Source organism: Yinghuangia aomiensis (assembly GCF_039542225.1).
In the GTDB taxonomy this organism is placed as follows: domain Bacteria; phylum Actinomycetota; class Actinomycetes; order Streptomycetales; family Streptomycetaceae; genus Yinghuangia; species Yinghuangia aomiensis.
The window spans coordinates 1-25,280 of sequence record NZ_BAABHS010000047.1 but is presented as its reverse complement, the minus strand read 5'-3'; the positions used below and the strand labels follow the sequence as shown (position 1 = coordinate 25,280).

Genomic DNA, 25,280 nt, shown 5'->3' with positions numbered 1-25,280 from the left:
CGGCGGCTCCAATCGTTCCGGGGTCAGCCGGCGTCCGGCCAGTACAGGCGCATCGGGTTGTCGACGAGCAGCTTTCGCCGGAGTTCCGGGGTGGGGGCGATGTGCGGGATGAAGTCGACCAGCAGGCCGTCGTCCGGCATGTGGTCCTTGAGGTTGGGGTGCGGCCAGTCGGTACCCCACAGCACGCGGTCGGGGAACTCCTCGACGATGCGGCGGGCGAACGGCACGACGTCGCGGTAGGCGTTCCGCTCGCCGTCCAGGGCGCGCGGGCCGCTCTCCGAGAGGCGCTCCGGGCAGGTGACCTTGCACCAGATGTCCGGGCGGGCGCGCATGAAGTCGACGAATGCCTCGAACTCGGGGCCGTGCGGGTCCTTCGCGACGTCCGGGCGGCCCATGTGGTCGACGACCAGCGGCACCGGGATGCCGAGGAAGAAGTCGCGCAGGTCGGCGAGGTCGGCGGCCTCGAAGTAGACGACCACGTGCCAGCCGTACGGCTTGATCCGCTCGACCACGTCCCACAGGTCCTCGCGCGGCGCCGCGTCGACGAGCCGCTTGACGAAGTTGAACCGCACGCCGCGGACGCCGGCCTCGTGCAGCTCGCGCAGCTCCTCGTCGGAGACGCCGGGCTTGACCGTGGCGACGCCGCGGGCCAGGCCGCCGGATGCGTTCAGGGCGTCGACCATGGCGCGGTTGTCGGCGCCGTGGCAGGTCGCCTGCACGACCACGTTGCGGGTGAAGCCGAGGTGGTCGCGGAGCGCGAAGAGCTGCGCCTTGGAGGCGTCGCACGGGGTGTACTTGCGCTCGGGGGCGTACGGGAACTCCGCGCCGGGGCCGAACACGTGGCAGTGCGCATCGACGGCCCCTTCGGGGAGCTCGTAGCGCGGGCGGCTCGGGCCGGCGTACCAGTCGAGCCAGCCGGGGGTCTTCTCGAACGTGTCGGTCATGGTCAGTCCTCGTACCGCAGGCCCAGCTCGGCCAGCGGGCCGCGCATGCCGTACATGTCCAAGCCCAGCTCGCCCGTGCGGAACTGCTGCCGCTTGCCTTCCTCGTTGGCCTCGCGCTTCGCGGACGCGGCGGCGACCTCGGCGGCGCGCTCGCGCGGCACCACGACGACGCCGTCGATGTCGGCGACCACCACGTCGCCGGGGCGCACGAGGGCGTTGGCGCAGACGACGGGCACGTTGACCGAGCCGAGGGTGGCCTTGACGGTGCCCTTGGCGTTGATCGCGCGGGAGAACACCGGGAAGTCCATGTCCTCCAGGTCGGCGACGTCGCGGACGCCGCCGTCGATGACCAGGCCCGTGGCGCCGCGGGCGCGGAACGACGTGGCGAGCAGCTCGCCGAAGAAGCCGTCCTCGCTCTCCGTCGTGCAGGCCGCGACGACGACGTCGCCTTCCTTGATCTGCTCGGCGGCGACGTGCAGCATCCAGTTGTCGCCGGGCTGCAGCAGCACGGTCACCGCGGTCCCGCACAGGCGGGCCTTCGGGTAGACGCCGCGCATGTACGGGCGCATGAGGCCGACGCGGCCCATGGCTTCGTGGATCGTCGCCACGCCGAACTGCGACAGCGCCGCGACGGCTTCCGGGTCGGCCCGGGTGATCGCCGTGTGGACGACGCCGATCTCGGTGTGCTCCATGGTTCCTGTCTCCTGGGATCGGCGGTTCAGCGGCCGGCCGCGGCGAGGCGGGCGGCGAGGCGGGGGTAGACGCGCAGGGCGTTGCCGGAGTACACGGCTTCGCGTTCGGCGTCGGTGAGGTTCGGGGTGGCTTCGACGTACCGCTTGGTGTCGTCGAAGTAGTGCCCGGTGCGCGGGTCGATGTCCCGGACGGCGCCGATCATCTCGCTGGCGAACAGCACCGAGCTGCTCGGGACGACCTGGGTGAGCAGGTCGATGCCGGGCTGGTGGTAGACGCAGGTGTCGAAGAAGACGTTGTCCAGCAGCGTCTCCGGGTCCGGCTTGCCGAGCGCCATCGCCAGCCCGCGGAAGCGGCCCCAGTGGTAGGGCACCGCGCCGCCGCCGTGCGGGATCACGAACTTCAGCGTCGGGAAGTCCTTGAACAGGTCGCCCTGGACGAGCTGCATGAACGCCGTGGTGTCGGCGTTGAGGTAGTGCGCGCCGGTGGTGTGGAAGGCCGGGTTGCACGAGGTGCTGACGTGGATCATGGCCGGGATGTCGTACTCGGCCATGGCCTCGTAGATCGGGTACCAGCTGCGGTCGGTCAGCGGCGGGGCGGTCCACTTGCCGCCGGACGGGTCCGGGTTGAGGTTGACCGTGACCGCGCCGAGTTCCTCGACCGCACGGCGCAGTTCCGGCAGGCAGGTGGCCGGGTCGACACCGGGCGACTGCGGCAGCATCGCGCCGGTCGCGAACCGGTCCGGGTACAGCGTGCTGACCCGATGGACCAGGTCGTTGCAGATCCGCGCCCAGACCGAGGAGACCGCGAAGTCGCCGATGTGGTGGGCCATGAAGCTGGCGCGGGGCGAGAAGACCGTCAGGTCGCTGCCGCGCTCGTCCATGAGCCGCAGCTGATTGCCCTCGATGGCGCGGCGCAGGTCGTCGTCACTGATGACCAGGTCGTCGGGGTCGGGGGTGTTGCGCGGGTCGCCGACCGCCGCCACCTGCCGGTCCCGCCATTCCGCGAGCTGCGGCGGGGCGGTGGTGAAGTGCCCGTGGCAGTCGATGATCATGCGTGCTCTCCTCGGGGGTCGCGCGTCGGGCGGGTCAGGCGTTCGGGCGGGTCAGGCGGTGGGACGGGTGGGCCAGCCGGTGTACTGCTCGGCCAGGTAGGTCCGGCCCGCCCGGGTGCCGACCACGTTGTCCAGCTCGCCGAGCTGGCGGCGCAGGTCGTAGTCGGAGCCGCCGGGGGCGGTGTGCAGCATCTGGGTCATCCAGTACGAGAAGTTCTGCGCCCGCCACACCCGCTGCAGGGCCTGCGGCTGGTAGTCGTCCAGCGCGTTCTCGCCTTCGCTGCCGAAGGCCCGCACGAGGACCTCGGCGAGCACCTTGACGTCGTGCAGCGCCAGGTTGAGGCCGCGGGCGCCGGTCGGCGGGACGGTGTGTGCGGCGTCGCCGGCCAGCACCATCGAGCCCCAGCGCATCGGCTCCTGCACGAACGAGCGGAACTTCAGCACGGACTTCTCGAAGACCGGGCCTTCCTTGAGGCGGAAGCCGTCCGGGCCGGCCACCCGGGCCTGGAGGGTCTCCCAGATGCGGTCGTCGGGCCACGCGTCGACGTTCTCTTCCGGGTCGCACTGGAAGTACATCCGCTGCACGGTCTCGGTGCGCTGGCTGATGAGCGCGAAGCCGTGCGCGGAGTGGGCGTAGATCAGCTCGGGCGCGCTCATCGGCGCCTCGGTCAGGATCCCGAACCAGGCGAAGGGGTATTCCTTGCCGTAGCGCACCCGGCGGTCCTCGGGGACCAGGCCGCGGCACATGCTGCGCGAGCCGTCGGCGCCGACCACGTACCGGGCCCGGATCTCGTGCCGGGTGCCGTCCGGCGCGGTGTAGCGGACCCGCGGGTTGCCGGTGGTGATGTCCAGGACTTCGGTGTCCTTGATGCCGAAGAGGACCGTGCCGCCGTCGCGCTGCCGGGCATTCGCGAGGTCGACGAAGACGTCGGTCTGCGGGTAGAGCCACACGGACTCGCCGACCAGGTCCTGGAAGTCGATGCGGTGCGCCTGGCCGCCGAAGCGCAGTTCGATGCCCTCGTGCTCGTAGCCGTCGGCCAGGATCCGGTCGGAGACGCCGGTCTCGACCAGGTCGCGGGCGATGTCGGCTTCGAGGATGCCGGCCCGCTGGGTGGTCTCGATCTCGTGCCGGGTGCGCGTGTCGAGGGCGATCGTCTCGATTCCCGCGCGGCCGAGGAGGTGCGCGAGCATCAGGCCGGCCGGACCGGCCCCGACTATCGCGACGGGGACCGGCGTGACGGAATCGACGGCGGCATCGGCCATGGGGTTCTCCCGGGTGACTGCTGAACTGCGCGGTTACCCGGAACGCTGGCAGCCTTCACCCTCCGCGGTCAGCCGCGTTTCCGCCAGGCGGAAACGCACGACTGGGATCGGCCGGGATTCCGTGAGGCGGAAACGCTGTCAGCCGGTGGTCTTGGCGCGTCGGCCCAGCTCGTCGGAGATGGCGAAGGCCGCCCGCAGCGCCGGTTCGCGCAGCCCGCGCGCCCGGCTCGCATTGCCCGCCGCGATGACGATGCCCAGCGCCGCGGTCACCGGTCCGGTGCGGCCGATCCGCACCGCGGCGGCCACCGCGACGGTGCTCTCCGACAGCTGCCGGTCGCTGACGAAGACCTGCTCGCGGCGGATCCGGACCAGTTGGCCGCGCAGCGTCTTCGGGTCGGTGACGGTGTGCGGGGTCCACGAGCGCAGCGGGGCGTCGAGGACCGCGTCCTGGATGTGCCGGGGGGCGTGCGCGAGGAGCACCCGGCCCATGCCGGTGGAGCCGATGGGGAACCGGGAGCCGACCATCGTCAGCAGCTCGACCGAGCGGTGCCCGGCGATGCGTTCGACGAACACCAGCTCGGTGCCCTCGCGGACGGCGAGCTGGATGTTCTCGTGCGTGCCCTCGTAGAGGTCCTGCATGAACGGCAGCGCCACATCGCGCAGGATCTGCGTCTGCGGGCAGCCCGACGCGATCTCCCACAGCCGGAGCCCTACGTGCCACGACCCGTCGTCGCCGCGTTCGATCGCGCCCCACCCGGCGAGTTCCATGACCACGCGGTGTGCGGTGCTCATCGGCAGGTCGGTGCGCTGGGCGATCTCGGACAGCGTCTGCGTCTGGTGTTCGCGGTCGAAGGTCGACAGGACCTTGAGGACCTTGCCCGCCGCCGTGCTCCGCGTTGTGCTCACCCGGTCAGTGTCCCAGACCGGATGATCGCACCGACCGGTTGATCGCGGAAGCCGCCGCAGGCCGTACGATGCGCGCCGACGCAAGGAGGCGACAACGTGGACCGGCAGAACCGACAGATCCGTGGGCTGTCCTCGATGGCGACGCGGCAGATCCTGGCCGAGCTGGCCGCGCACATCGGCGAAGCGCACGGGATCCCCGTGGAGTTCGAGGCGGGCGGCGGTGTCGCGATCGCCCAGCGGATCCGCGAGGGCGCGCCGGGCGACGTGGCCGTGCTGGCGGAAGGCGCGTTGGCCAAGCTGGCGAGCGAAGGGCATGTCGTCGCCGAAACGGTGCGGCCGCTGTGGGTGTCCCAGGTGGTCGTCGCCGTGCCGACCGGCGCACCCGTCCCGCCGCTGGCCACCGAATCCGACCTGCGCGCCGCGCTCCTCGGCGCAGCGCGGATCGGCTACTCGACCGGCCCGAGCGGGACGGCGCTGATCGAGCTGATCGCGCGCCTCGGGCTCGCCGACGTGCTCGGCGGCCGGCTCGTGCAGGCCCCGCCGGGGGTGCCGGTGGGCACGCTGCTGGCGTCCGGCGAGGCCGGCCTGGCGTTCCAGCAGCACAGCGAACTGATGGATCTGCCAGGCGTGTTCGTCGTCGGCCCGCTGCCGGGCGACACCGCCATCGCGGCCACGTTCGGTGGGGCCGTGATGACGGTGTCGGAGGATCCGGCCCGGGCCCGGGAGGTGCTCGGCCTGCTCGGTTCCGCGGCCGGGGCCGAGGTCGCCGAGGCGCGGGGGATGCGGGCCGTCTGAGGTCCTCGCCCCCGACCGGTCAGGCCGGCCCGGACGGGCCTTCGAGTTCCACGTCGAAGCCGAGGACGTCGCGCCGGGTGAAGGCGGTGGCCGGCCAGGTGGCGGGGTCGTCGGCCGCGAACACCGCCGTGGTGATCCCGGCGCCGGTTTCGTTCAGGCGTTCGGCGAGGGGGCCGTCCGCGAGCGGCTGGACGTAGTCCAGTTCGAGGCCGCGCAGGGCGATGCGGGCGGACCGGGAGGCCGCGTCGGCCCGGTGGCCGTAGGGGTCGGTGCGGTCCGCGGCGGCGATCAGGCGGACCAGGTTGCCGAGGTAGTGGTCGAGGTCGTCGACCAGGACGCGCAGCCGCCGGAGCCGGCCGACCTTGGCGTCGATGCGGGGGCGCGGGTAGGTGAAGGCCGGGTACATGTACTGCTGCTTCGCCGCGTCGATCCACGGCGTTTCGGAGAACTCGAAGTCGAAGCCGAACAGGTGCCGGGTGCCCATGGAGAAGCCTTCGGCGAGTTCGCCGTCCGGCTTGGCGTTGCCCTCGCCGAGGTGCTTCGTCCACGAGCCGCCGACGGTCCGCCAGGCCATGCGCGTTGTGGCGCCGGCGTCTTCCAGGATCCGGCGGGTGCCCGGCGCGTCGGCCACGAAGAAGGTCAGGTTGCTGACGCACGGCCCGGCGCGGCGCAGCTCCTCGGCGGTGAAGATGTCCTCGCGCAGCGGGCTGCAGAACTGGAACATCGCGTCGCCGCACCCGCGGTGGTCGATGTCCAGGACGACGCCGGTGATGCGGCGCACCAGCTCCTGCTCGATCGGCCCGGCCCCCAGCAGGCTCTCGAACTCCGCGCACGCGGCGGGGACATCGCGGACGGCGGACTCGATCTGCAGGCAGTTGGTGGTGAGTTCGATGCTCATTCCGCGCCGCCGACGGCCAGGACGAGCTTTCCGGTGGTGCCGCGGCTCTCCAGCAGCCGGTGCGCTTCCGCCGCTTCCGCCAAGGGGAGGACGGCGTGCACGTGCGGCGCCAGCCACCCTTCCCGTACCCCGCGCCACACGTCTTCGGCCTTCTTGAGGACCTCGGCACGGTCGCGGAGGAAGTTCGTCATGTAGCCGCCGGACACGGTGATCGACCGCGGCACCAGCTCCAGCGGCGAGAACGCCTCGGGCGCGCCGGACGCCTGCCCGAAGACGCAGATCCGCCCGCGGTCGGCGACGGCCTTGAGGTTGCCGCGGAAGGTTCCCGCGCCGACCCCGTCGATGATGTAGTCGACGCCGCGGCCGTCGGTCAGCCGCAGGATCTCGGCGGCGAAGTCGGTGTTCGTGTAGTCGACGACGTGGTCGACCCCGGCCGCGCGGGCCGAGGCGGCCTTCGCGGGCCCGCCGACCGTGCCGTACACGGTCGCGCCCAGCCGCTTGAGCCAGCGCGCCGCCGTCCGTCCGGTCCCGCCGGCCGCCGCGTGCACGAGAACCGACACGCCCGGACCCACGGGGAATTGGTCGTGCACGAGGTAGTGCGCGGTCAGCCCCTGAAGCAGCGCCGCGGCGGCGGTCTCCAACGACACGTCGTCGGGCACGGGGATCGCCTGCGCGGCCCCGATCACCGTGTACTCGGCATACGAGCCCACGCTCGACGCCTGCTTCACCGGCGCCCAGGCCACCCGGTCGCCGGGCGCCACCGTGTCCACGCCGTCCCCGACGGCCGCGACCACGCCCGAGCCCTCCACTCCGGGCACGAGGGGAAACGGCGTGTGCGCGGCACCGCTGCGCATGAACACGTCGGCGAAGTTGACCCCGGCGTAGGCGGTCCGCACCAGGACCTCGCCCGCCCCGGGCTCCGGCGTGGGTATCTCGGCGGTCTCGAGCACCGACGCATCGCCGGCCGCGCCTGCCAGGACTGCTCGTGTCACGGGTCTCCTACCGTCCTCTGCCGTCCTCGCGGCGGCGTCCTACCGAGGCGTTGCCCCGGCCCGGAACGCCACCCCCTATTAATTGCGACGGATAGTCGCAGATAATGGATGAGGCGGCAAGGGATACGGTTCCGACCGGCAGGCGGCGCACGACGGGTGACGGGCACGCGAGGGAGGGGATCGAGATGACGGCACATGCGGCGGACGTCGCGGGCGGTGTTCCGACCGGCGGTCCGAGTGGCGCCCCGGCCGACGCGCCCGCCGACGTCCCGGTGAAGCGCCCCGCGCGCGGACGCGGGAGGCCGCCGGGTCCGGCCGCCGGGGTCCGCGACGCCGTCCTCGGGGCAGTCCGCGACGAACTGGTGGCGCACGGGTATGCGGGGTTCCGGATGGAACGCATCGCCGAACGCGCCGACGTCCACAAGGCCACGCTCTACCGGCACTGGCCCACCCGGACCGCGCTGGTCCGCGAGGCGACCGCCGACTGGCAGCGCACCCACCTCGACCTGCCCGACACCGGCTCGTGGCCGGACGACGTCCGCGCCTTCTGCACCGCCTTCGCGGCACTCCAACGTCAGGAGTACACGCGGGCCTTGCTCCGCACCATCGTCTTCGCCAACGTCGACGACCACGACCTCCGCGACGAACTCCACACCACCTGGCGCCGCATCGCCGGCCAACTCCGCGAACCGGCGCTCCGCGCCCGCCGCCGCGGCGACGTGTCCGCGGACTGCGACCCCGACTTCGTCATCGAGATGATCGCGGGCCCGATGGTCCACCGCTCGGTCGTCACCGACCGCACCCTCGACGACGAATTCGTTTCCGGCATCGCCGAGTTCGTGATCGCGGCGACGTGGCAGGGGGCGGCATAGCGGGTCGTTTCGCCGACTGGGGACCGCCTAGGCAGCCGGCCTGACGGCGGGCATCGCCGGACTCCCGCCGGCCCGCGCGCGCCACCGACGGCCCCACTCACCTGCGGGCGCGGGTGGACGTGGGTGGGTGGGCGCGGACAGGACGCGTTGTGCCGTGCGCGGCGGGCGTTCTGTGCTGTCCGGTCGGCCGCGGGTCAGCTCCGTGCGTCGCGTCGCGCCAGCACGCCGCCCAGCGCGGTCGCCGCGGCGCGCAGCGCGGCCACGTGCGTGTCGGGGCGGAAGCGCGGCGACGGGCCGGCGACGCTGATCGCCGCCACGGGTTCGCCGCCCGGGCCGAGGACGGGCGCGGCGACGCAGACCAGGCCGACCGTGGACTCCTCGTACTCGAAGGCCACGCCGGTCTCCAGCGCCGCGTCCAACTGGCGGCGCAGCGCCCCGGGGGCGACCACGGTGTGCGGGGTGCGGCGGACCAGCGGCCCGGAAAGGACCTCGCGGCGCAGGTCGTCGCCCGCGTGGGCGAGCAGCACCTTGCCGATGCCCGTGCAGTGCATGGGCATGCGGCCGCCGACCCGGGACGGGGTGCGGGCTTGGCGGTGGCCGCCGATCTTGGCCACGTACACGACGTCCGTGCCTTCGCGGACGCCGAGATGGACGATCTCGTGCGTGCGCTCGTACAGGTCCTGGAGGAACGGCATCGCGAGCTCCAGCAGCCCGCGCTCGGCCGAGGCGCGCATGCCCAGTTCGAACAGGCCGCCGCCCAGCCGGTAGCCGTCCGGCTCCCGGTCCAGCAGCCGCAAGCCGACCAGCTCGTTCGCGAGCCGGTGCACCGTGGCCTTGTGCAGGCCCGTGCGGCGCACCAACTCGGCGAGGGGGACGGTGCGGTCGTCGACGGTGAACGCGTCCAGGATCGCGGTGGCCTTGCTCAGCACGGTGGCGTGGTCGGGGCTTGCGGACATCCGTCCAGCGTATCGCTCAGCGAGACGAGGTGCTTGCCGCGGTTTCCCGGCGCCGCCGACGATGCTGACCATGACCAGTGCTCTCCCCCACGGTGCCGACGCGGTGCGGAACGCCGCCGAACGCCTGCTCGAGGCCGCCGCGACCGGCCGCCCGTGCGCCCCGGTGCGCGACCTGATCGCGCCCGACGACCTCGAGGCCGCCTACGCCGTCCAGCGGCGGACCGTCGACGACCGGCTCGCCGGCGGCGCCCGCGTCGTGGGCCGCAAGATCGGGCTGACCTCGGAAGCAGTGCAGCGGCAACTCAAGGTGAACCGTCCCGACTTCGGCGTGCTGTTCGCGGACATGGCGTACGCCGACGGCGACGTCGTGCCCTACGACGCCGTGCTCCAGCCGCGCGTCGAGGCCGAGGTGGCCTTCGTCCTCGGCGCCGACCTCGCCGGCGGCCCCCTCGACTACGCCCAGGTGCACGCGGCGGTCGACTACGCGGTGGCGGCCCTGGAGATCTGCGGCAGCCGGATCGCGGACTGGGACATCAGCTTCGCCGACACGGTGGCCGACAACGCGTCGGCGGGCGCCTACGTGCTCGGCACCGTCCACCGGGGCCTCGACGCGTTCACCCCGCGCGACGCGGCGATGCAGATGCGCATCGGGGACGAGGTCGTCTCCACCGGAAGCGGCGCCGCCTGCCTGGGCGACCCGGTCGAGGCGGTCGCCTGGCTCGCCCGGCAAGCGCGCGAACTGGGCGAGCCGCTGCGGGCCGGACAGGTGATCCTGTCCGGCGCGCTGGGGCCGATGCGGCCGGTGGGCGCCGGGGACGCGGTCACGGCGGACATCGGCGGGCTGGGGACGGTGTCGGTGGCCTTCGGGCCGTCGGGCGCGCCGGCGTCCGTCGGGGCGGTCGGTTCGGTCGGGGCGGTCGGTTCGGCTGGGTCTGTCGAGGAGGACGCATGAGCAAGACCAAGGTCGCCGTCATCGGGTCCGGCAACATCGGCACCGACCTGATGATCAAGGTGCTGCGCACCAGCGAGCACCTGGAGATGGGCGCGATGGTGGGCATCGACCCGGAGTCGGAGGGCCTGGCCCGCGCACGCCGGTTCGGCGTCCCGACCACCCACGAGGGCGTCGACGGGCTGATCGCGCTGCCCGGGTTCGACGAGATCGAGATCGTCTTCGACGCGACGTCGGCGAAGGCGCACCAGCACAACGCGGAGCGGCTGCGGCCGTACGGCAAGCGGCTCGTCGACCTGACGCCGGCCGCGCTGGGGCCGTACGTCGTCCCGGCGGTCAACCTGGACGCGCACCTCGACGCGGACAACGTCAACATGGTCACTTGCGGGGGCCAGGCGACGATTCCGGTGGTCGCGGCGATCGGGAGCGTGGCGCCGGTCGCGTACGCCGAGATCGTGGCGTCCATCGCGTCGAAGTCCGCCGGACCGGGCACGCGCGCGAACATCGACGAGTTCACCGAGACGACGTCGGCGGCCATCGTCGAGGTCGGCGGGGCGCGGCGCGGCAAGGCGATCATCGTGCTCAACCCGGCGGAACCGCCGCTGATCATGCGGGACACGGTGTTCGCGCTCGTGCACGCGCCGGGCGGCGACGCCGCGTCCGGCACCGCGTCCGACGCCGCGTCGGACATCGAGGAAGCGATCCGGGGCGCCGTGGCGTCGATGGTCGCCTCGGTCGCCGAGTACGTGCCCGGGTACCGGCTCAAGCAGGAAGTCCAAGTGGCCGCGGTGCCCGCGGACCAGCCGCTGGACACGCTGGTCGAGCCGGGCAGCGCGCGGCCGACCCACCAGGTCTCGGTGTTCCTCGAAGTCGAGGGCGCCGCACACTACTTGCCCGCGTACGCCGGCAATCTCGACATCATGACCTCGGCGGCGCTGCGCGTCGGGGACCGGATCGCGGCCGCGGGCGCGTCCGGCAGCACCGTCCGGCAGCCCGCGGAGGCGACCTCGTGAGCACCCCGATCTTCGTCCAGGACGTCACCTTGCGGGACGGCATGCACGCCGTCCGGCACCGCATCTCGACCGACGACGTCCGGCGCATCGTCGCCGCCCTCGACCGGGCCGGCGTGGACGCCATCGAGGTCGCACACGGCGACGGCCTCGCCGGCAGCTCCCTCAACTACGGTCCCGGCTCGCACACCGACTGGGCGTGGATCGAGGCGGCCGCCTCGGTCCTGGAGCGCGCCCGGCTGACCACGCTGCTGCTGCCCGGGGTCGGCACGATCCGCGAGCTGCGGCAGGCGTACGACCTCGGCGTCCGCTCGGTCCGGGTGGCCACGCACTGCACCGAGGCGGACATCTCGGCCCAGCACATCGCGGCGGCGCGCGAACTCGGCATGGACGTGTCGGGCTTCCTGATGCTGTCGCACATGGCGCCGCCCGCCGAACTCGCCGAGCAGGCACGGCTGATGGAGTCGTACGGCGCGCACTGCGTGTACGTCACCGACTCGGGCGGCCGGCTCACCATGAACGACGTCGCCGCCCGGGTGCGCGCCTACCGCGACGTGCTGCGGCCGGAGACCGAGATCGGCATCCACGCACACGAGAACCTGTCGCTGTCGGTGGCGAACTCGGTGGTTGCGGTGGAGAACGGCTGCTTCCGCGTCGACGCGTCCCTGGCCGGACACGGCGCGGGGGCGGGGAACTGCCCGCTGGAGGCCTTCGTCGCGGTCGCCGACCTGTCGGACTTCGAGCACCGCTGCGACCTGTTCGCGCTGCAGGACGCCGCCGACGACCTGGTCCGGCCGCTGCAGGACCGCCCGGTCCGGGTGGACAGGGAGACGCTGACGCTCGGCTACGCCGGGGTCTACTCGTCGTTCCTCCGGCACGCGGAGGCGGCTTCGGCGCGCTACGGCGTCGACGTCCGGGACCTGCTCATGGAGTGCGGCCGCCGTGGCCTGGTGGGCGGGCAGGAGGACATGATCGTGGACATCGCGCTGACGCTGGCGTCGTGAGGCCGCCGGGACCCGGTCCGGGGTGTGACGCGCGGGGGCGCAGTTCGAGCGTGTGACGCGCGCCGGGGCGCGGGATGCCGATACATCCCGCGCCCCGACAGCCCGCCGTCACACCTCGGCGAAGCAGTTGATCTTGATCGAGCTGGTGCGGTTGTCACCGACGTTGTTGTTGGCCAGTGTGGTGTCGTTGGTCCAATAACCCGGCAGCGGCTTGCTGTGCGTCCAGTGCGAGTGCGCACCGGTGTAATTCGCGTACTGGTACAGGTCGACCGTGCAGATCTTGTCGAGCTTCATCGAGCTGATGCTGTTGTCGAGACCCCCGCCGGCCGGCCAGTCGTACGAGGCGAGATTCGCAATATCGCCGGTGATGCACGCCGACTTTCCGCCGAAATCCGTGAGCTGGTACACCTTGACGTAGCAGGTGGCCTGCGCCTCGGTGTCGTCCACCGGTGCCGCACTCGCCTCGGTCGTGCCGCCGATCAGCAGACCGGTCGCGGTGAGCGCGGTCAGCACGGACCCGATACGGAAGGCTTTCTTCACGTTTTTGTTCCTCTCCCCCGGAATTGGGAGAGGCCAGCGTAAACACAGGTGCGGAGCACGCCGGAAATCCTGTCCAATTCCCGCGGTCGATCCGGCGAATCCGCCGCGCTGCGGTGCTTTGTCGCGCGTTCTCGTGCCGTTCGCCGCGTTTTCCCGGGCTTTCCCGGACTTTCCCGCGTTTTCCCCGCTTCCCGCGCTTCGCCGCGCCCCCGGGCACGCCGTCGGCCCGGGAGGTGCGGAACCGATCGGGGCCGCGGGTCGGAAGCGGGTCGGATGAGCGTGAGCAGCATCGTCCCGGTGGAGTCGCCCGCCGCGGTGAACGAAGGGATCCACAGCACGGCGGGGCCGTTGGCGACCGTGCTGAGGCTGTCCGCGCAGGCCGTGCAGTTCGGCGCGCACGACTGGCAGCACTCGCGGAGGATGCCAGGGCCCTGGTCGAGGTTCGCGGCATTCCGGGCGACACCCGGAATCATCATGGGCCGTATCCGGATTTCCGGAACCTTCATGGAATTCCGGCATGACCCGACCAACCCGACAGGATGACGACAAGTCTGCGGCTCGACCACGGCCGGGCGTGCGGGCGGCCACATTTCCTGCGCGATTCTGGTGGCAACGCGGGGAAATCCGATTGATCCGCTTCCGGTGCGCGTGTCGCTGCAACCGATGAGTCCGGCCCACGGATACGGTCTGTCCTCACATGACACGCATCATCGCCGACATCTCGGTTTCCCTCGACGGCTTCGTCACCGGCCCCGACCCCGGCCCGGACCGCGGCCTCGGCGCGGGCGGCGAAGCCCTGCACACCTGGGCGTTCTCCGAGGACCCCGACGACCGCCGCATCCTCCGTGACGCGACGGCCCGTTCGGGCGCCGTGGTCCTCGGGCGCCGCCTCTTCGACATCGTCGACGGCCCGCGCGGCTGGGACGACGAGACCGGCTACGGCGCGGGCGAAGTCGGCAAACCGGCCTTCGTCGTCGTCACCAGCGCCGCACCGCCGTCGGTACGACTCACCGACCTGGACTGGACGTTCGTCACCACCGGCATCGCCGACGCGGTCGCCGCGGCACGCGAACGCGCCGAGGCGGCGTCCGCGGCCCGCGGCATGGACCTCGACGTGGTGGTCATGGGCGGCGGCGCCACCGTCGGCTCGGCGCTGGCGGCAGGGCTGGTGGACCGGCTGTCGGTCCACCTGGCTCCGGTGGTGCTGGGCTCCGGGACGCCGCTGTTCCGCGAGGGCCCGCGGCGCGAGCTGGTGCGGCGCAGCGTCATGGCGACGTCGACGGCCACGCATCTGGTGTACGACGTGGTGTGAGGAGTTCGGGGTTCATCGGGGTCGTTCGGGGTCTTTCTACTCCCACACCGTGACGTCGAACGTGACGGAGGTGTAGGTCGGCACCGTCGCGACCCGCAGATAGGCGATGTGGCCTTCGTCGGTCTGCAGGCAGTAGCGCGTGCCGACCGTCATCTCCCCGCTCGTGTACGTGCCGTTCTTGCCGATGGCCCGGCTGCATTCGTCCCGGGTGGGTTCGGCGTCCTGGTTCCCCGCGAGCGCCAGCACGTTGCCCGACCCAGGCACGTCGAGCGACGGCGGCGGGACGTTGAACCCGACCGTCGCGTCGGCCCCCTTGCCCGCCGGCCGCGGGACCGGCGACGAGCCGTCCAGGTCGACGTAGTTGCTCCCGGAGCTGAGCGTGACCTTCGTCGGCCCGGCCAGCACCTTGGCGGGCTGACCGGCGGCCGGTGCCGTGGGGTTGCTTCCGGACCCGGGATTGCCGGCGGCTTGCGGGGCGGCCGTGTTCGCCGACTGAGCGGAGCCCTTCCCGTCCGCGGAACCGCCCGAAGAGCCGTCCGCGGAACCGCCCGAGTCCGACTTCGTGGCCAGCTGGATCGACACCACGATCCCGATCAGCGGGATCACAATCCCGACCACCCACCAGGCCCACTTCGGCTGATTGCTCACAACACTCCCGCACACACGTCGTCAAGGCCCGGCGAGCCTACGGGTAGTCACACCGAGCAGTCACGTCATGTAGGCGAGCAGCCCGACCTCCGGCGCCAGCGCGCCCGGCTGCCCCAGCTCCCGGAACTCGGCCTCGACGGACGGCAGGTCCAGCGCGCCGTCCCGTACCGCCTGATAGCGCACGAGCGACCACACGAACGTGTCGATGCTGTCGTAGTCCGTGTGGGCCTCGATCACCTGCTCCTCGTGGAACCACACGGCGACGCGTCCGGTGGTGAGCACGACGAACAGGTTGCCGCCGCCGTCCCCGCCGATCGCCCAGAGGTCCTCGTCCGGAATCGGTGTCGCGTAGTCGGTGCCGAGGACCTCGCATCCGTTGGCCGCGAAGTCGAACCCGTAGGTCCACTCCTCCAGTTCGAGGAACCGCGCCATTTCGCCCGACCGCACCCGCCGGTCGAAAGCCTCCAGAGCCGCGGCCGCTTCCGCGGGCAGCTTCGCCAGGAACGCGCCCACCGGCCGTGTCTCCTCCGGTATCTCCACCCGGGGCGCCTCGGCGAACCAGCGCGCCAGGTCCCCGTCCAGGTCGCGCTCGACGTATCCCACCAGATCCTCAACAGTCACAGGCATCCGGTGAGTTTAGGGTGGGGAGATGACACGGCCCGGCCGGGCACCGGCCACCCTGCACGAGGCCCGCCAAGCGCTGCACGGCGGAGCGGCCGTCGTCCTCCCCAACCCGGCCCCGCTGACCCGCCTCGTCACCGCTCGGCACCCCGCAACCGTCAACGAGGCCAAGGCCCGCCCCGCCGACCAGCCGGTCGCCCTCTGGGCCCACCACCCCGGCACCCTGCGCGCCTTGACGGACATCTGGCAGCTGGACGACGAGCAGGGCACGACGGCACGGCGGCTGCTGGCCGAGGAGCACCTCACCGTCCTGGTCCCCGTCGGCGGACCCGACTTGCCCGCCTGGGCCCTCCCGGCCGCCAAGGACGGATGGATGCTCCTCTTCGGCGCCCGGTGGCAACCGCTCCGGCCCCTGCTCGACGACCACCCCGTGCTCTACGTCAGCAGCGCCAACCGCACCGGCCACCCACCCGCCGCCACCACGGCCGAGGCCCTGGCCATGTTCCCCGACACCGTCCCCGTCGTCAGCTTGGACGCCGCCGAGGACCCCGACGGCCGCCACGACCCGCGCGGCCGGCAGGCCACGACGACGGTGCGGCTGCACCCGGACGGGCGTATGGAGGTCCATCGGCAGGGCGCCCAGGACCGGGCCTTCACGAGCCCGGCCGAGTATCTGCGACGTCTCCGCACGCAGTATTCCCCCACCGAGGGCCCGGGCCCGGTAGCGACGGAGGAATGAGCGCGGGTGGCAACCGCCACCGGCAATCGCGAGACGTGGCCGCCCGGCCGTACGCCCCGGCGGCAACCCGCACGCGTCGGCGTTACGCCAGGAAGCCCACGATTCCGCGACCCGCGTGCGTACGAGTCTCCTGAAGCCACTCGCCGATGTCCTGGACCGCCTCCCGCACCTCGACGTCCAAGGCGGCGAACTGCTCCTCCGTCACGGCCTCGTACTGCGTGAGCGCAGCGGCGCACGCCTCCGGCGTCCAGACGCCGTGCCCGGGAAGATCGGTGTGCGGCAGCGGCGACGGCAGCCCGTAGCCCAGCTCCGACACAGTGACGGCAGTGATCCCCAGGCCCTTCAGAGCCTCATCCACATAGCCCAACCACGCGTACTTGAACGGGGAGAAGCTGTTGCTCCACAAACGGCGCCCATGGAAGGCACAAATCATCTGATACGCATACCCGTACTGGAAACCGTGCTTGGCATCGAACGGCCCGCCTTCCACCACCGCGGTCAGCGCCTCATACCGCGTCGGCGCACCATGCTCGATCTCATCGGCGAAGTACTCGTCGTCCTGCGCCATCTCCCCCTTGAACCGCCCACCGATGGCACGGCGGACTCTGACATCACCGGATCCGATGACAGCGCGCGGAAGTTCGGGATCGACGAGATACAGCGACAACGCAAGGCTCATACGCCCCAACCTATCCACGCCGAGCGACAGCCCCTCCCCCGCCTCGTTCCCCGTTGCCGTAACCGCTCTTCCCCACTCCCCCCAACTCCCCGCCCAACCACTTGTCCACCCGCCACCGTCTGCCCAGGCTGCCGCACTGGCACGCAGCCCGTGCCGCGAAAAGCCATGGATTCGGGGGAACGACGACTCCAGACATGAAAGTCGACACCGTGAACCTCAAGGCGGCGTCGACCCACGCGACCATGGTCGGCCACGACCTTCGCCCGGTCGGCGACGCGATGGGCCCGGCAACCCTCACCGCAGGGGACCGAATGCCCGGCTTCGCAGGCATCCGGGCGTTCACCGCGATCGCGATGGCGTGGGGCGCCCAGATCGAGTACATCTGCACCGGATACGAACAGGCCGGGACCGACCTGACGAACAACGCCCCGGACGGCAGCCCCGCGCGGATCTGACATGGTCGACGTCTATCAGCTCCGGGACGCCGATCTCGGAGCCCTCGGTACGGCCGCCCTGCGCTGGCGGCAACTCGCCGAGGCCCTCGACAAGGCCGAAAGCAACGCGGCGAACAACGTCGGCTGGAACCTCCGCGGCTCGCACTGGACGGGGCCCGCCGCGGACGCGGCGTACCGCAACCTCGACCGGCTCGACGGCGACCTGCGCCACGCGGCCCAGGAATGCCGCCTGATCTTCACGGCCGTCGAGGCGGCGCACGGCGTCTTCGCCGCCCAGCAGGCGAAGCTCCGCAAACTGCTCGACGATGCGGCCGGACGCTATTTCGTCGCGGCCACCGCTGAAGTCACCTACCAGGAGGTGACCTTCGGTGTCGGCGCAAAGACCCAGGACATTGACTACGCCACCCGCACCAACAACGCGATGCGAGGCGGTGCAGCCGACTTGCACGGCGGCATCGCGGCGATCATGCGGACCGTCAACGACGAGGACGCCAAACTGGCCCTGGTAATCCCGCAGTTGGACGTCGTATCGGGCACCGACACGAACTTGTCAAGCTGGCAGGGCGTCCAGCAGGACACGGCCGCCGTGGCATCCATGGCCGGTGTCGACGCCAACGCCATCCCGCACGACCCGAAGGCCGCCGCCGCATGGTGGCGGGGCCTGACGCCCGAGCAGCAGGAGACCTACCTGGCCCTCAAGCCGGCCGAGCTGGGTCAAACCGACGGGATCCCCGCGGACGTCCGGGACCGGGCGAACCGGGTGATGCAACCCCGACACGGCCGAGAACGTCGCGGTCCACGTGCCCGGCACCGGGTCGACGCTCGCCGGCTCCGACGGCCTCGTCACCCGCGCGGAACGCGTCCAGGGCTCCGCGACCGTCGCGGACGAAACCTGGTCCACAGCATCGGTCATGTGGCTCGGCTACGACGCCCCGCAGAATCCGCTGACCGAATCCTCACGGACCATCTATGCCGACCACGGGGCCCCCAAACTGGCCCAGTTCGCGGCCGGGCCGGCTGCCGCACACGAAGGGCCGCCCGCCAATAGCGCCAACACCCTGCCGACCGACCGAGGCGACATGCCGAGCGACCCGCTGACCATTCCGGCGCACAGTCAGTACTGGGATCCCGGGAGCAGTTCGCTGCGGGCCATGGGCCGCATCACGGCCGGAACGACGTCGTAGCCGTGCGACGTTACCGGAAGCCCGGCGCGGCGGTTCTCTTGGCCGTACTGGCGCTGACCTCATGCGCGGACGCCGCGGGAAGGACCACGACGATGAAGGAGCCCGAGGCACGGTCGCGCGCGTACGACCTGATGACCATCGCGCTCAAGGCCCTCGGCATCGCCGACGATTCCGCGCTGCGGCCCTACTCCGCCGGATGCGTGGAAGATGCCGATCTCAACAAGGAACGCCACGGCTACATCTCCGTCGGCTACGACCTGACCCTGAGCTACACCAGCTTCGGCAAGGCCTCACGCCCACAAGGTCCACGATGCGTGGGTGGCTGCGGGCCACATCTCGACGGGCACCTGGACATGGGGATCCCCGCGCGCTCCGGAACCCATGCTGTCCGCCCGGAGTGTGCCGGACGGGTTCCTGATGGGCGCGGACGTGAACACGCAGATCAAGCTGCGGGTGGGCGTCTCCTCGCCGTGCTTCCGAGGCCCCGAGACCGCGAAGCCTGCGGCATCGCCGTCGGCGGCGGCCACGCAATCCCTTCGGGAGGACGGCAGTTCGACCCGAATCCGGGACATCCTGGGCTGATGACACATGGCGTCGTGGGCTCGAGTCCCCCACGTGGCGAGGTCAGACCGGCGGCAGCAGATCGCTTTCGCTGACGGTGTACGTCAGCGCGGGGTAGCCGAAGTCCGTCTCCTGGTTCTCGCGGCGCCGCAGCCGGTAGAACTCGCGGCTCTGCTCGTCGTCGGCCACCACGAGGCGCGCACCCCGCGGAAGGTACGCATGTCCGTCGCGATAGCGCATACAGGTCTTCGATGTTCGAAAGGTCACGCCGAGCCAAGGATTGTCTGCGGCCAACACCGGCGCATCCCCGACGATCTTGTGCCTGAGCCGCCGATTGGACGCGACCGAGAACACGACAATGCCGTTCTGCGCGAGAGGGATCTCGAACTTCTCGGCAGCGGCCCCCTTGGCTTCGAATACCAGCTTCCGCGACGGTCCCGCCTCGGGATGCCGGTAGCACGAGAAGACCGCGATGAACGACTCGTCGGCCAGATCCAGGGCTTGGTCGGAATGGCTGCCCATGGTCCGGTAGGCGTTCGTGTACGTCTCGATGAGGGCGTTGTTGAAGCCGACCGGCAACCCCGCGCACTTCCGAACCCGGTGCGCCAGCCGTTCGTGCACCGCCCGGAACCGCTGGGCCGGGCCGCCGTAGCGCGTGGTCGTCCGCACGAGAGGCACACCACCGTCTTCCTCGACCCTGGTGAGCACCGCGCCCCGCCGCCCTTTCCCCAGGTCTTCCCAGCGCACCGAGGCGGACAGCTCCGTGAAGGGGTTCTCCTCGGTCGCCAAAGCACACGAGATGATCTCGTCCGAGATGCTACGGCCGGGGGGCAAGGTAGTCTCCCGCATTCATGCTGAACGGAAATTCGTCGCCGTAATCGATGAAGGACGTGGTTTTGTTCTCCTCGGCATACCGCCCGCGCAGCGCGTCCAAGCCGGTCGGCGTAGGCGGCTCCAGCTCCACCAGGCCTCCGGCCCGCTTGAGGAACGTCCGGCCGTCCCGGTGCACGGCTTCGGTGCCCGAACAGCGCACCACGTAGCCCAGACGGGTCGGCAGCAACTCGGCGGCCGGCGCAGGCGGCCGGATCTCGTGCGTATACAGGCGGTTGGTGGACAGCGGCATGAAGAACACCGACCCGGGATAGAGCGTCAACGAGAACTGCCGGGGCAAGGCGCAAGCACCGTCTTCGTCAGCCGCCCCCTTGCCCTTGAGACGAAAGCGGAGCCGGGTGAGCCCGCTGGCACCCTTCACCCCGTAGTCGAAGGCATCTCCCGCCGACGGGTGCAGCCGGTCGAGCAGATCGAGCCGGTCGTAGAACGTGCAGAAGGCCATGATGCCGTTGCCCGGCATGTCCTTGGTCTTGTCCGCATGGGCCGAGATTTTGGCCTTGGCTTGCTTGGTCTGCATGCCCTGCAGGCTCTGCATGCCTTCGGTCGCGACAGGGGTGTTGTGATAGATCTGCGCGAGGACGTGATTTAGCGGTGCGTGACCCCGAAAGACCGCGGCTGCCTCGCTGTTCAGCGCCGTGACGATGTGCCTGTCGGTCGCACGAAAACCCTCGGTCGGCCCCGAGAGATTCGTGGAGCACCGGAGCAGGCGGAAATGCAGTCCGTCACCGTCCCGCGTGACGGGCGTCAGATAGATTCCGCTGCGGCGAGCCGTCCCCGGCTTGGTCGATTCGGTCAGGGATTGGAACGCGTGTTCCGCGAGGATCCGCCCGAAGTAGTCGGCGTCGAGGTCGAAGAAGCGGCGGTAATACACGCCGACACCGTGGACCCTCACAGGAACACGGCCGACGCCGACGAAAGTCCAGGATCCGCCTCCGCCCTCGCGGTACCCGTGCGCCAGCTCCCGGACCACGAACACCCGTGCTGCCGTAGCCAGGTTGCGGTCGCTGACCCCGGACACGTCGCCGCACAGATAGACGGTCTTCTGCGCGAGCTGCAGCGAACCGGAGGCCAGCTCCTCCGGCGTGACCGTGGACCCGAAGAAGTCCTTGACCACCTCCTCACCGTGCAACGCCAAGGGCGCTACCAGGATGTTGCCCGCATCCTCGATACGCGCTTCCGCGGGCCCTGCCGTGTCCATGGAACGCCCCCTTGCCCTGCGCGGCTCTCGGCGGATTCGGCACGTGGATGCTCTCACGTGGGCTCGCCGACGGGGCGGCCGAAGACGCGCGGCATCCCGCGGGCGATCGTCGAACGTCGAACGTCGACGGCCCGCCGGTGCCGGGGTCTTCGGGGCATGCGGCCGGCACCACGACACCGCCATGCGGTAACCGTTCTCGAAACAGGAGCATCGGCCGCCTTCTGCGAGCGGCAAGCGACTCAAGCCGGGCTGACGGGCGCTGCCGCACATGCGGTGGTGCTCGTCGAGTTCGAGCGCGGTGAAGGCGCCGAACATCGCCCGGCACGTCGCCGCGGCGACGTCAGGAGCACACCCACCCAACGCAATGGCTTCGGCCGGCTCGCGGCCCCCAGCAATCACCCGCTCCGCACGTTCGAGCGCACGGACCGACCGTTCGCCGCTCGTGAAACCAGCGGCGGCACGGCCCGACAACGGACACCCGGCTCGGCAGTGCCACCGTCTCCACATCGACGCCACCCACCGCCCCCGCCGCCCCCGCCGCCATCGCCATAGCCACGACTCCGTCCCGGGCGCACTCAAGCCGAGGATCACGGATCACCTCACCACGGCACGAGCCACCAGAAGGCTCAATCCCCCGCTGCGCCCTCCCCATCTCCTGTCACCCCCGCCCCACCGATCCCATAATTCACCCCAATCACTTCAATCACCCAATATCGGACAACCAAGTGGCGAACCCACCCCCCGGGTGCGGTATGGTTCACGTGCTCGGCCAGCCGGGCACCGGGACGTGGCGCAGCTTGGTAGCGCACTTGACTGGGGGTCAAGGGGTCGCAGGTTCAAATCCTGTCGTCCCGACGGTATGCCGAAAGGCCCGTCGGCTTGGGAGAAATCCCAGGTCAACGGGCCTTTCGCTTGTCGACGGAAGGTTGCGGGTATCGACTTTTCAGCCGGAAATCGAGCGCCCGGAATATCCGTATTGCCGGACCTCCGGGACCATCTCGGGACATAGCTACCGCTCAGTCAACTTGATGGCGGTTACGCAGAGTTATTTCCGGCGGTTCGGTGTCGGCTTCGGGAGGCGGGTGTCATGGCGTACTTCGTCCATGTGGACTGCGTGCCGCCGCCGGGCACTGCCCCTCTGGATCCCCTGCAACGCGCAGGCGCGGCGCACATCTTCGGTCGATTGCTGGAGCTCCTGGACGCGGTCGAAGCTGCGGACGGCTCCGTGATGGAGGTAGCGTCCAGCAAGGTCGGCGTCCATCCAGACGGCGCGGTCCTGCTGCTGCTCTTGGACGCGCCCACCCTTGAGCTTGCCGAGAGCGCGACTCGAACGGCCATCGAAGAGGTCCTGGATGCCGCCGAGGAGTTCACCGGCTGGTCCGTAGCCTCGTGTGAAGTCCGACTCCACGACGAGCTGACACGCCAAAGCCTGGCCGCCGCCGACGGTCCGGACGCCCCACCCTCGGACCTACAAGAGCGCGCCCGACGGCTGCGCGGCCACACCGTCGTGGACGACGCCGACGACGTGGACGAGGACGCTGAAGCCGCCGCGCAGGCGACGGCGTTGCGGGCGCTCGCGGGCAGGCTGACCCACGGCCTCGACGCGTTCGGGTACATCCGGCCCGACGACGCCGACGCGCGGGAGGCCGCCGAACTCGCCGCCGGAGCCGTCGTCTACGCCATCAGCGTCCTCACGGACGAGCTGTTCGCCGACCTGGTCGAGCTGGCGCAGGACGACCGCAGCGTCGCCGACTCCGATGCTGAACTGCTGGCCTTGGGACTGCTTCCCCCGGCATTCGCGGCGCAGTACCAGCCCGCTTTCGTGCGCCGGTTCATCCTCGCCACCGCAGCCATGGCGCAGCGCCTGACCTCACCGTCGCCGAGCGGGCCGGGCAGCACGGCAGAGGAACTCGCCTTGCGGCTCCTGCTGTCCGAAGCCGTTGCAGTGCTGGAGATGTACGACCTGTACGACGACGCGACCGAAGCACCACTCGCCGCATTCAAAGACACAGTGTTCGACGACTACGACCACGAACGGCTCTACGACGCCGGCCTCGACAACGCAGCCGAGGACGTCATGGCCTGGTTCCAGCCGTTCCAAGTGGACGCCCCCGTGCACCCGTACGTCCTCGACCACGGCGACTGATCAGGGGCGCTGGGACGCGCGAGGGCCCGGCAACACCACGAGGAGCGTCACCGGGCCCTGAACGGCTTTGGGGTGGGACTACTGGACGAGGCGGAGGTGCCCTCGCGACGGCGGTTCCGCCGTCTTTGCCGGCGGTTCAGGTTCGGGGTCCTGCCAGAAGCTCACGTTCCCGGCGAGGTAGTCGGCGAGCGTGACGCCGGCGTTCTGGATGGTCCGCGGACTCGAGTGCAGGTACCGCTGGGTCGTTTCGATCGAACCGTGCCCGGCGATGACCCGCAGAATGTGCACCGGGATGCCCGCATCGGCCATCCAGGTCAGGCCCGTATGCCGCAAGTCGTGGCGGCGCAGGTAGTCATAGCCCAGCGACACCACGACCTCGTCCCAATGCGTCGCATCGCGCAGGATGGCCGTGGTGATGCGCCCGCCGCGCGGACCCGTGAACAAGCGCGCCATCGGGCTGCCGTCGGTCTCGGCGACACGCCGCAGCACCAGCGGGCGGATCTGCGGGATGATCGGCACCTTCCTACGCCGCTTGCCCTTGGTGCCCTTGTCCGCGAGACCACCAGGCGACGGCGTGGTCTGGCGGCAGACGTCCCAGATCCACGAGTCCAGGTTGATGTCCTTGAGCCGCACGCCGGAGACTTCGCCGATGCGTGCGGCGGTCCCGCCGGCGAACTCCACGACGTCGCCCCAGCCCTCGAACTTGCCGTGCGACCGGTCGACGAGGGCAGCGGCGAGGTCCTGCAGTGCCGACCAGTCCTGCAGCGCCAGCGAACGAGGATCGTCGGCCTCGTCCTCGGCTTGCCGGTACAACTGCTGCCACCCGACGACCCGCGCCGGATTGGTATCGATCAGGCCGTCCCGGACCGCCTGCTGCATCACCCGCACCAGCGCTGCCAAACTGTTCTTCACGGTCGAGCGGCCAACCTCCTCGGCGATCCACGCCAGCACCACCCGATCCGCCGCACCGGCGGTAATCGTCTGCGGCGTCAGATGCCCGAGCGCGGGAACGACCCGCAGCCGCCAGCCCGCGCTGTACGGCACCAGCGTCTTGGCCTCCAGGCCGCGCATGGCCAAATCCCAGACGCTGTCCCCGTACTCGGCCAGGCTCATCGTGGCCGTCTCAGGCGTGACACCACGGGCCGCGGACTTCTCCATCCGCGCGATCCACGCCTCCGCCTCCCCCAGCGTCACGAACGACTCCGACCGCGACAGGCGACGCGTCGGATTCCCCTCGACCCAGCGCACGCGCGGGGACTGTAAAACTAACGGTGGAACTTGATCTTGAAAGTGACACCGAGAGATGACTGACGTGATGTCAGAGACTGTGCAGGACAGTCCGGTTGAGGTGCCCTCCGGGGCCGCGGTCGACGGCCGGTTGATCGACGAGCTGGTGGGCCGGGCCCGCGCCCAGGGCCTGGACCTGGTGGGTGAGGGCGGGCTGTTGCAACAGCTGACCAAGCGGATCCTGGAGTCCGCGCTCGAGGGTGAGATCACCGATCACCTCGGCTATGAGAAGCACGACGCGGCCGGCAGGGACACCGGGAACTCGCGGAACGGCACCCGGGCGAAGACCGTGCTGACCGATGTCGGCCCGGTGGAGATCGCGGTGCCGCGGGACAGGGACGGGTCGTTCGAGCCGCGGATCGTCCGCAAGCGGCAGCGGCGGCTGTCCGGGGTGGACGAGATGGTGATCTCGCTGTCCGCGAAGGGCCTGACCACCGGCGAGGTCCAGGCCCACCTCGCGGAGGTCTATGGCGCGGACGTGTCGCGACAGGCGATCTCCACGATCACCGACAAGGTCCTCGACGGCATGGCCGAATGGCAGAACCGGCCCCTCGACCCGGGGCGGATTCCATCAGTGGTTGCGAATCACCTGGTGAATGGGCCTGCGAGGCATTCTCGCATGGCCTCGGCTGGGGTCCTGTCGCCGAGGACGATGCGGGGACGGCGGTTGAGCTGGCGGGCGACTT

At 70.8% G+C, this 25,280-nt stretch carries 27 protein-coding genes, 1 tRNA gene and 1 pseudogene; 14 read left to right on the top strand and 15 right to left on the bottom strand.

The genetic code is table 11. The features are described 5' to 3' along the window. Positions 1–23 precede the first annotated feature (23 nt). The 5 genes from ABEA93_RS37555 to ABEA93_RS37535 form a co-directional block, all read right to left on the bottom strand. On the bottom strand, positions 24–944 hold the full coding sequence (locus ABEA93_RS37555) for an amidohydrolase family protein (protein WP_345680454.1): 921 nt from the start codon (positions 942–944) through the stop codon (positions 24–26). A 2-nt stretch (positions 945–946) separates the two neighbouring features. Continuing rightward, entirely contained in the window at positions 947–1,636 is a 690-nt protein-coding gene (ligK, locus tag ABEA93_RS37550) for a 4-carboxy-4-hydroxy-2-oxoadipate aldolase/oxaloacetate decarboxylase (protein ID WP_345680453.1), read from the bottom strand. 26 nt (positions 1,637–1,662) lie between these two features. Then, positions 1,663–2,688: an amidohydrolase family protein gene (locus ABEA93_RS37545; protein ID WP_345680452.1), complete on the bottom strand. Its 1,026-nt coding sequence runs from the start codon at positions 2,686–2,688 to the stop codon at positions 1,663–1,665. A gap of 51 nt (positions 2,689–2,739) precedes the next feature. Continuing rightward, positions 2,740–3,951 carry a 4-hydroxybenzoate 3-monooxygenase gene (locus ABEA93_RS37540; RefSeq protein WP_345680451.1) on the bottom strand — a complete coding sequence of 404 codons (1,212 nt, stop codon included), beginning with the start codon at positions 3,949–3,951 and terminating at the stop codon, positions 2,740–2,742. 138 nt (positions 3,952–4,089) lie between these two features. Further along, on the bottom strand, positions 4,090–4,857 hold the full coding sequence (locus ABEA93_RS37535; protein WP_345680450.1) for an IclR family transcriptional regulator: 768 nt from the start codon (positions 4,855–4,857) through the stop codon (positions 4,090–4,092). 96 nt (positions 4,858–4,953) lie between these two features. Between ABEA93_RS37535 and ABEA93_RS37530 the strand changes: the two genes are divergently transcribed. Continuing rightward, on the top strand, positions 4,954–5,652 hold the full coding sequence (locus tag ABEA93_RS37530) for a substrate-binding domain-containing protein (protein ID WP_345680449.1): 699 nt from the start codon (positions 4,954–4,956) through the stop codon (positions 5,650–5,652). A gap of 19 nt (positions 5,653–5,671) precedes the next feature. Here the strand turns inward: ABEA93_RS37530 and ABEA93_RS37525 are convergent, their stop codons facing one another. Together ABEA93_RS37525 and ABEA93_RS37520 are read right to left on the bottom strand one after the other, a co-directional pair. Then, the gene (locus ABEA93_RS37525) at positions 5,672–6,550 is read right to left on the bottom strand and encodes a hypothetical protein (RefSeq protein WP_345680448.1); all 879 of its coding nucleotides are present in this window, start codon (positions 6,548–6,550) and stop codon (positions 5,672–5,674) included. Further along, positions 6,547–7,542 (bottom strand): quinone oxidoreductase family protein, encoded by a 996-nt coding sequence (locus tag ABEA93_RS37520; protein WP_345680447.1) that lies wholly within the window; start codon positions 7,540–7,542, stop codon positions 6,547–6,549. The genes ABEA93_RS37525 and ABEA93_RS37520 overlap by 4 nt, the downstream gene beginning before the upstream one ends. Before the next feature lie 185 nt (positions 7,543–7,727). Here ABEA93_RS37520 and ABEA93_RS37515 point away from each other — a divergent pair, with 185 nt between their 5' ends. Next, the gene (locus ABEA93_RS37515; RefSeq protein ID WP_345680446.1) at positions 7,728–8,414 is read left to right on the top strand and encodes a TetR/AcrR family transcriptional regulator; all 687 of its coding nucleotides are present in this window, start codon (positions 7,728–7,730) and stop codon (positions 8,412–8,414) included. A gap of 194 nt (positions 8,415–8,608) precedes the next feature. On the opposite strand, the gene ABEA93_RS37510 is transcribed toward ABEA93_RS37515, so the two are convergent. After that, entirely contained in the window at positions 8,609–9,370 is a 762-nt protein-coding gene (locus ABEA93_RS37510; protein ID WP_345680445.1) for an IclR family transcriptional regulator, read from the bottom strand. Between the two features lie 70 nt (positions 9,371–9,440). Here ABEA93_RS37510 and ABEA93_RS37505 point away from each other — a divergent pair, with 70 nt between their 5' ends. Genes ABEA93_RS37505 through dmpG form a run of 3 tightly spaced genes read left to right on the top strand, consistent with a single transcriptional unit; the run spans position 9,441 to position 12,333 of the window. After that, entirely contained in the window at positions 9,441–10,322 is an 882-nt protein-coding gene (locus tag ABEA93_RS37505; protein WP_345680444.1) for a 2-keto-4-pentenoate hydratase, read from the top strand. Further along, a complete protein-coding gene (locus ABEA93_RS37500; protein ID WP_345680443.1) occupies positions 10,319–11,332 on the top strand; it encodes an acetaldehyde dehydrogenase (acetylating) in 1,014 nt (337 codons plus the stop codon). Before ABEA93_RS37505 ends, ABEA93_RS37500 begins: the two co-directional genes overlap by 4 nt. Beyond that, on the top strand, positions 11,329–12,333 hold the full coding sequence (dmpG, locus tag ABEA93_RS37495; protein WP_345680442.1) for a 4-hydroxy-2-oxovalerate aldolase: 1,005 nt from the start codon (positions 11,329–11,331) through the stop codon (positions 12,331–12,333). Before ABEA93_RS37500 ends, dmpG begins: the two co-directional genes overlap by 4 nt. Positions 12,334–12,441: 108 nt before the next feature. On the opposite strand, the gene ABEA93_RS37490 is transcribed toward dmpG, so the two are convergent. Continuing rightward, on the bottom strand, positions 12,442–12,873 hold the full coding sequence (locus ABEA93_RS37490; RefSeq protein ID WP_345680441.1) for a peptidase inhibitor family I36 protein: 432 nt from the start codon (positions 12,871–12,873) through the stop codon (positions 12,442–12,444). A 297-nt stretch (positions 12,874–13,170) separates the two neighbouring features. Between ABEA93_RS37490 and ABEA93_RS37485 the strand changes: the two genes are divergently transcribed. After that, positions 13,171–13,416, top strand: coding sequence for a hypothetical protein (locus ABEA93_RS37485; protein ID WP_345680440.1), 246 nt, complete (start codon positions 13,171–13,173; stop codon positions 13,414–13,416). Between the two features lie 154 nt (positions 13,417–13,570). Then, a complete protein-coding gene (locus ABEA93_RS37480) occupies positions 13,571–14,185 on the top strand; it encodes a dihydrofolate reductase family protein (protein ID WP_345680439.1) in 615 nt (204 codons plus the stop codon). Positions 14,186–14,221: 36 nt separating this feature from the next. Here the strand turns inward: ABEA93_RS37480 and ABEA93_RS37475 are convergent, their stop codons facing one another. After that, positions 14,222–14,833 (bottom strand): hypothetical protein, encoded by a 612-nt coding sequence (locus ABEA93_RS37475; RefSeq protein ID WP_345680438.1) that lies wholly within the window; start codon positions 14,831–14,833, stop codon positions 14,222–14,224. Positions 14,834–14,893: 60 nt separating this feature from the next. Further along, entirely contained in the window at positions 14,894–15,460 is a 567-nt protein-coding gene (locus ABEA93_RS37470) for a hypothetical protein (protein WP_345680437.1), read from the bottom strand. Between the two features lie 22 nt (positions 15,461–15,482). Between ABEA93_RS37470 and ABEA93_RS37465 the strand changes: the two genes are divergently transcribed. Next, positions 15,483–16,193, top strand: coding sequence for a Sua5/YciO/YrdC/YwlC family protein (locus tag ABEA93_RS37465; RefSeq protein WP_345680436.1), 711 nt, complete (start codon positions 15,483–15,485; stop codon positions 16,191–16,193). A gap of 82 nt (positions 16,194–16,275) precedes the next feature. On the opposite strand, the gene ABEA93_RS37460 is transcribed toward ABEA93_RS37465, so the two are convergent. After that, positions 16,276–16,872 (bottom strand): DUF7691 family protein, encoded by a 597-nt coding sequence (locus ABEA93_RS37460; RefSeq protein ID WP_345680435.1) that lies wholly within the window; start codon positions 16,870–16,872, stop codon positions 16,276–16,278. Positions 16,873–17,066: 194 nt separating this feature from the next. Here ABEA93_RS37460 and ABEA93_RS37455 point away from each other — a divergent pair, with 194 nt between their 5' ends. The 3 genes and pseudogenes from ABEA93_RS37455 to ABEA93_RS37445 all read left to right on the top strand — a co-directional run bounded on the left by ABEA93_RS37455 (position 17,067) and on the right by ABEA93_RS37445 (position 19,167). After that, complete coding sequence (locus ABEA93_RS37455) at positions 17,067–17,327, top strand: hypothetical protein (RefSeq protein ID WP_345680434.1); 261 nt, start codon at positions 17,067–17,069, stop codon at positions 17,325–17,327. Between the two features lie 800 nt (positions 17,328–18,127). Then, positions 18,128–18,289, top strand: a pseudogene (locus tag ABEA93_RS42235) (hypothetical protein); the annotation flags it as partial. A gap of 314 nt (positions 18,290–18,603) precedes the next feature. Continuing rightward, positions 18,604–19,167 (top strand): hypothetical protein, encoded by a 564-nt coding sequence (locus ABEA93_RS37445; protein ID WP_345680432.1) that lies wholly within the window; start codon positions 18,604–18,606, stop codon positions 19,165–19,167. Here ABEA93_RS37445 and ABEA93_RS37440 read toward each other — a convergent pair. After that, a complete protein-coding gene (locus tag ABEA93_RS37440; protein ID WP_345680431.1) occupies positions 19,136–19,906 on the bottom strand; it encodes a hypothetical protein in 771 nt (256 codons plus the stop codon). The two genes, ABEA93_RS37445 and ABEA93_RS37440, sit on opposite strands and share 32 nt — an antisense overlap. Then, complete coding sequence (locus tag ABEA93_RS37435) at positions 19,890–21,161, bottom strand: hypothetical protein (RefSeq protein ID WP_345680430.1); 1,272 nt, start codon at positions 21,159–21,161, stop codon at positions 19,890–19,892. Before ABEA93_RS37435 ends, ABEA93_RS37440 begins: the two co-directional genes overlap by 17 nt. Before the next feature lie 781 nt (positions 21,162–21,942). On the opposite strand from ABEA93_RS37435, the gene ABEA93_RS37430 reads away from it, so the two are divergent. Then, positions 21,943–22,016 (top strand) — tRNA-Pro (locus tag ABEA93_RS37430). 232 nt (positions 22,017–22,248) lie between these two features. After that, on the top strand, positions 22,249–23,307 hold the full coding sequence (locus tag ABEA93_RS37425) for a hypothetical protein (RefSeq protein ID WP_345680429.1): 1,059 nt from the start codon (positions 22,249–22,251) through the stop codon (positions 23,305–23,307). Between the two features lie 78 nt (positions 23,308–23,385). Here the strand turns inward: ABEA93_RS37425 and ABEA93_RS37420 are convergent, their stop codons facing one another. Continuing rightward, a complete protein-coding gene (locus tag ABEA93_RS37420) occupies positions 23,386–24,555 on the bottom strand; it encodes a tyrosine-type recombinase/integrase (protein WP_345680428.1) in 1,170 nt (389 codons plus the stop codon). Between the two features lie 55 nt (positions 24,556–24,610). Between ABEA93_RS37420 and ABEA93_RS37415 the strand changes: the two genes are divergently transcribed. Then, positions 24,611–25,280 (top strand): transposase (locus tag ABEA93_RS37415; protein WP_345680427.1); only part of this gene is annotated, 670 nt, incomplete at its 3' end.

Bases quoted from the DNA above. Each gene is read 5' to 3' on its own strand.
- ABEA93_RS37500 (WP_345680443.1), top strand. From the start codon at position 10,319: ATGAGCAAGACCAAGGTCGCCGTCATCGGGTCCGGCAACATCGGCACC.
- ABEA93_RS37435 (WP_345680430.1), bottom strand. From the start codon at position 21,161: ATGGACACGGCAGGGCCCGCGGAAGCGCGTATCGAGGATGCGGGCAAC.
- ABEA93_RS37555 (WP_345680454.1), bottom strand. From the start codon at position 944: ATGACCGACACGTTCGAGAAGACCCCCGGCTGGCTCGACTGGTACGCC.
- ABEA93_RS37465 (WP_345680436.1), top strand. From the start codon at position 15,483: ATGACACGGCCCGGCCGGGCACCGGCCACCCTGCACGAGGCCCGCCAA.
- ABEA93_RS37480 (WP_345680439.1), top strand. From the start codon at position 13,571: ATGACACGCATCATCGCCGACATCTCGGTTTCCCTCGACGGCTTCGTC.
- ABEA93_RS37510 (WP_345680445.1), bottom strand. From the start codon at position 9,370: ATGTCCGCAAGCCCCGACCACGCCACCGTGCTGAGCAAGGCCACCGCG.
- ABEA93_RS37540 (WP_345680451.1), bottom strand. From the start codon at position 3,951: ATGGCCGATGCCGCCGTCGATTCCGTCACGCCGGTCCCCGTCGCGATA.
- ABEA93_RS37425 (WP_345680429.1), top strand. From the start codon at position 22,249: ATGGCGTACTTCGTCCATGTGGACTGCGTGCCGCCGCCGGGCACTGCC.
- ABEA93_RS37525 (WP_345680448.1), bottom strand. From the start codon at position 6,550: ATGAGCATCGAACTCACCACCAACTGCCTGCAGATCGAGTCCGCCGTC.
- ABEA93_RS37505 (WP_345680444.1), top strand. From the start codon at position 9,441: ATGACCAGTGCTCTCCCCCACGGTGCCGACGCGGTGCGGAACGCCGCC.
- ABEA93_RS37515 (WP_345680446.1), top strand. From the start codon at position 7,728: ATGACGGCACATGCGGCGGACGTCGCGGGCGGTGTTCCGACCGGCGGT.
- ABEA93_RS37545 (WP_345680452.1), bottom strand. From the start codon at position 2,688: ATGATCATCGACTGCCACGGGCACTTCACCACCGCCCCGCCGCAGCTC.
- ABEA93_RS37455 (WP_345680434.1), top strand. From the start codon at position 17,067: ATGAAAGTCGACACCGTGAACCTCAAGGCGGCGTCGACCCACGCGACC.
- ABEA93_RS37445 (WP_345680432.1), top strand. From the start codon at position 18,604: ATGAAGGAGCCCGAGGCACGGTCGCGCGCGTACGACCTGATGACCATC.
- ligK (WP_345680453.1), bottom strand. From the start codon at position 1,636: ATGGAGCACACCGAGATCGGCGTCGTCCACACGGCGATCACCCGGGCC.
- ABEA93_RS37460 (WP_345680435.1), bottom strand. From the start codon at position 16,872: ATGAGCCTTGCGTTGTCGCTGTATCTCGTCGATCCCGAACTTCCGCGC.
- ABEA93_RS37470 (WP_345680437.1), bottom strand. From the start codon at position 15,460: ATGCCTGTGACTGTTGAGGATCTGGTGGGATACGTCGAGCGCGACCTG.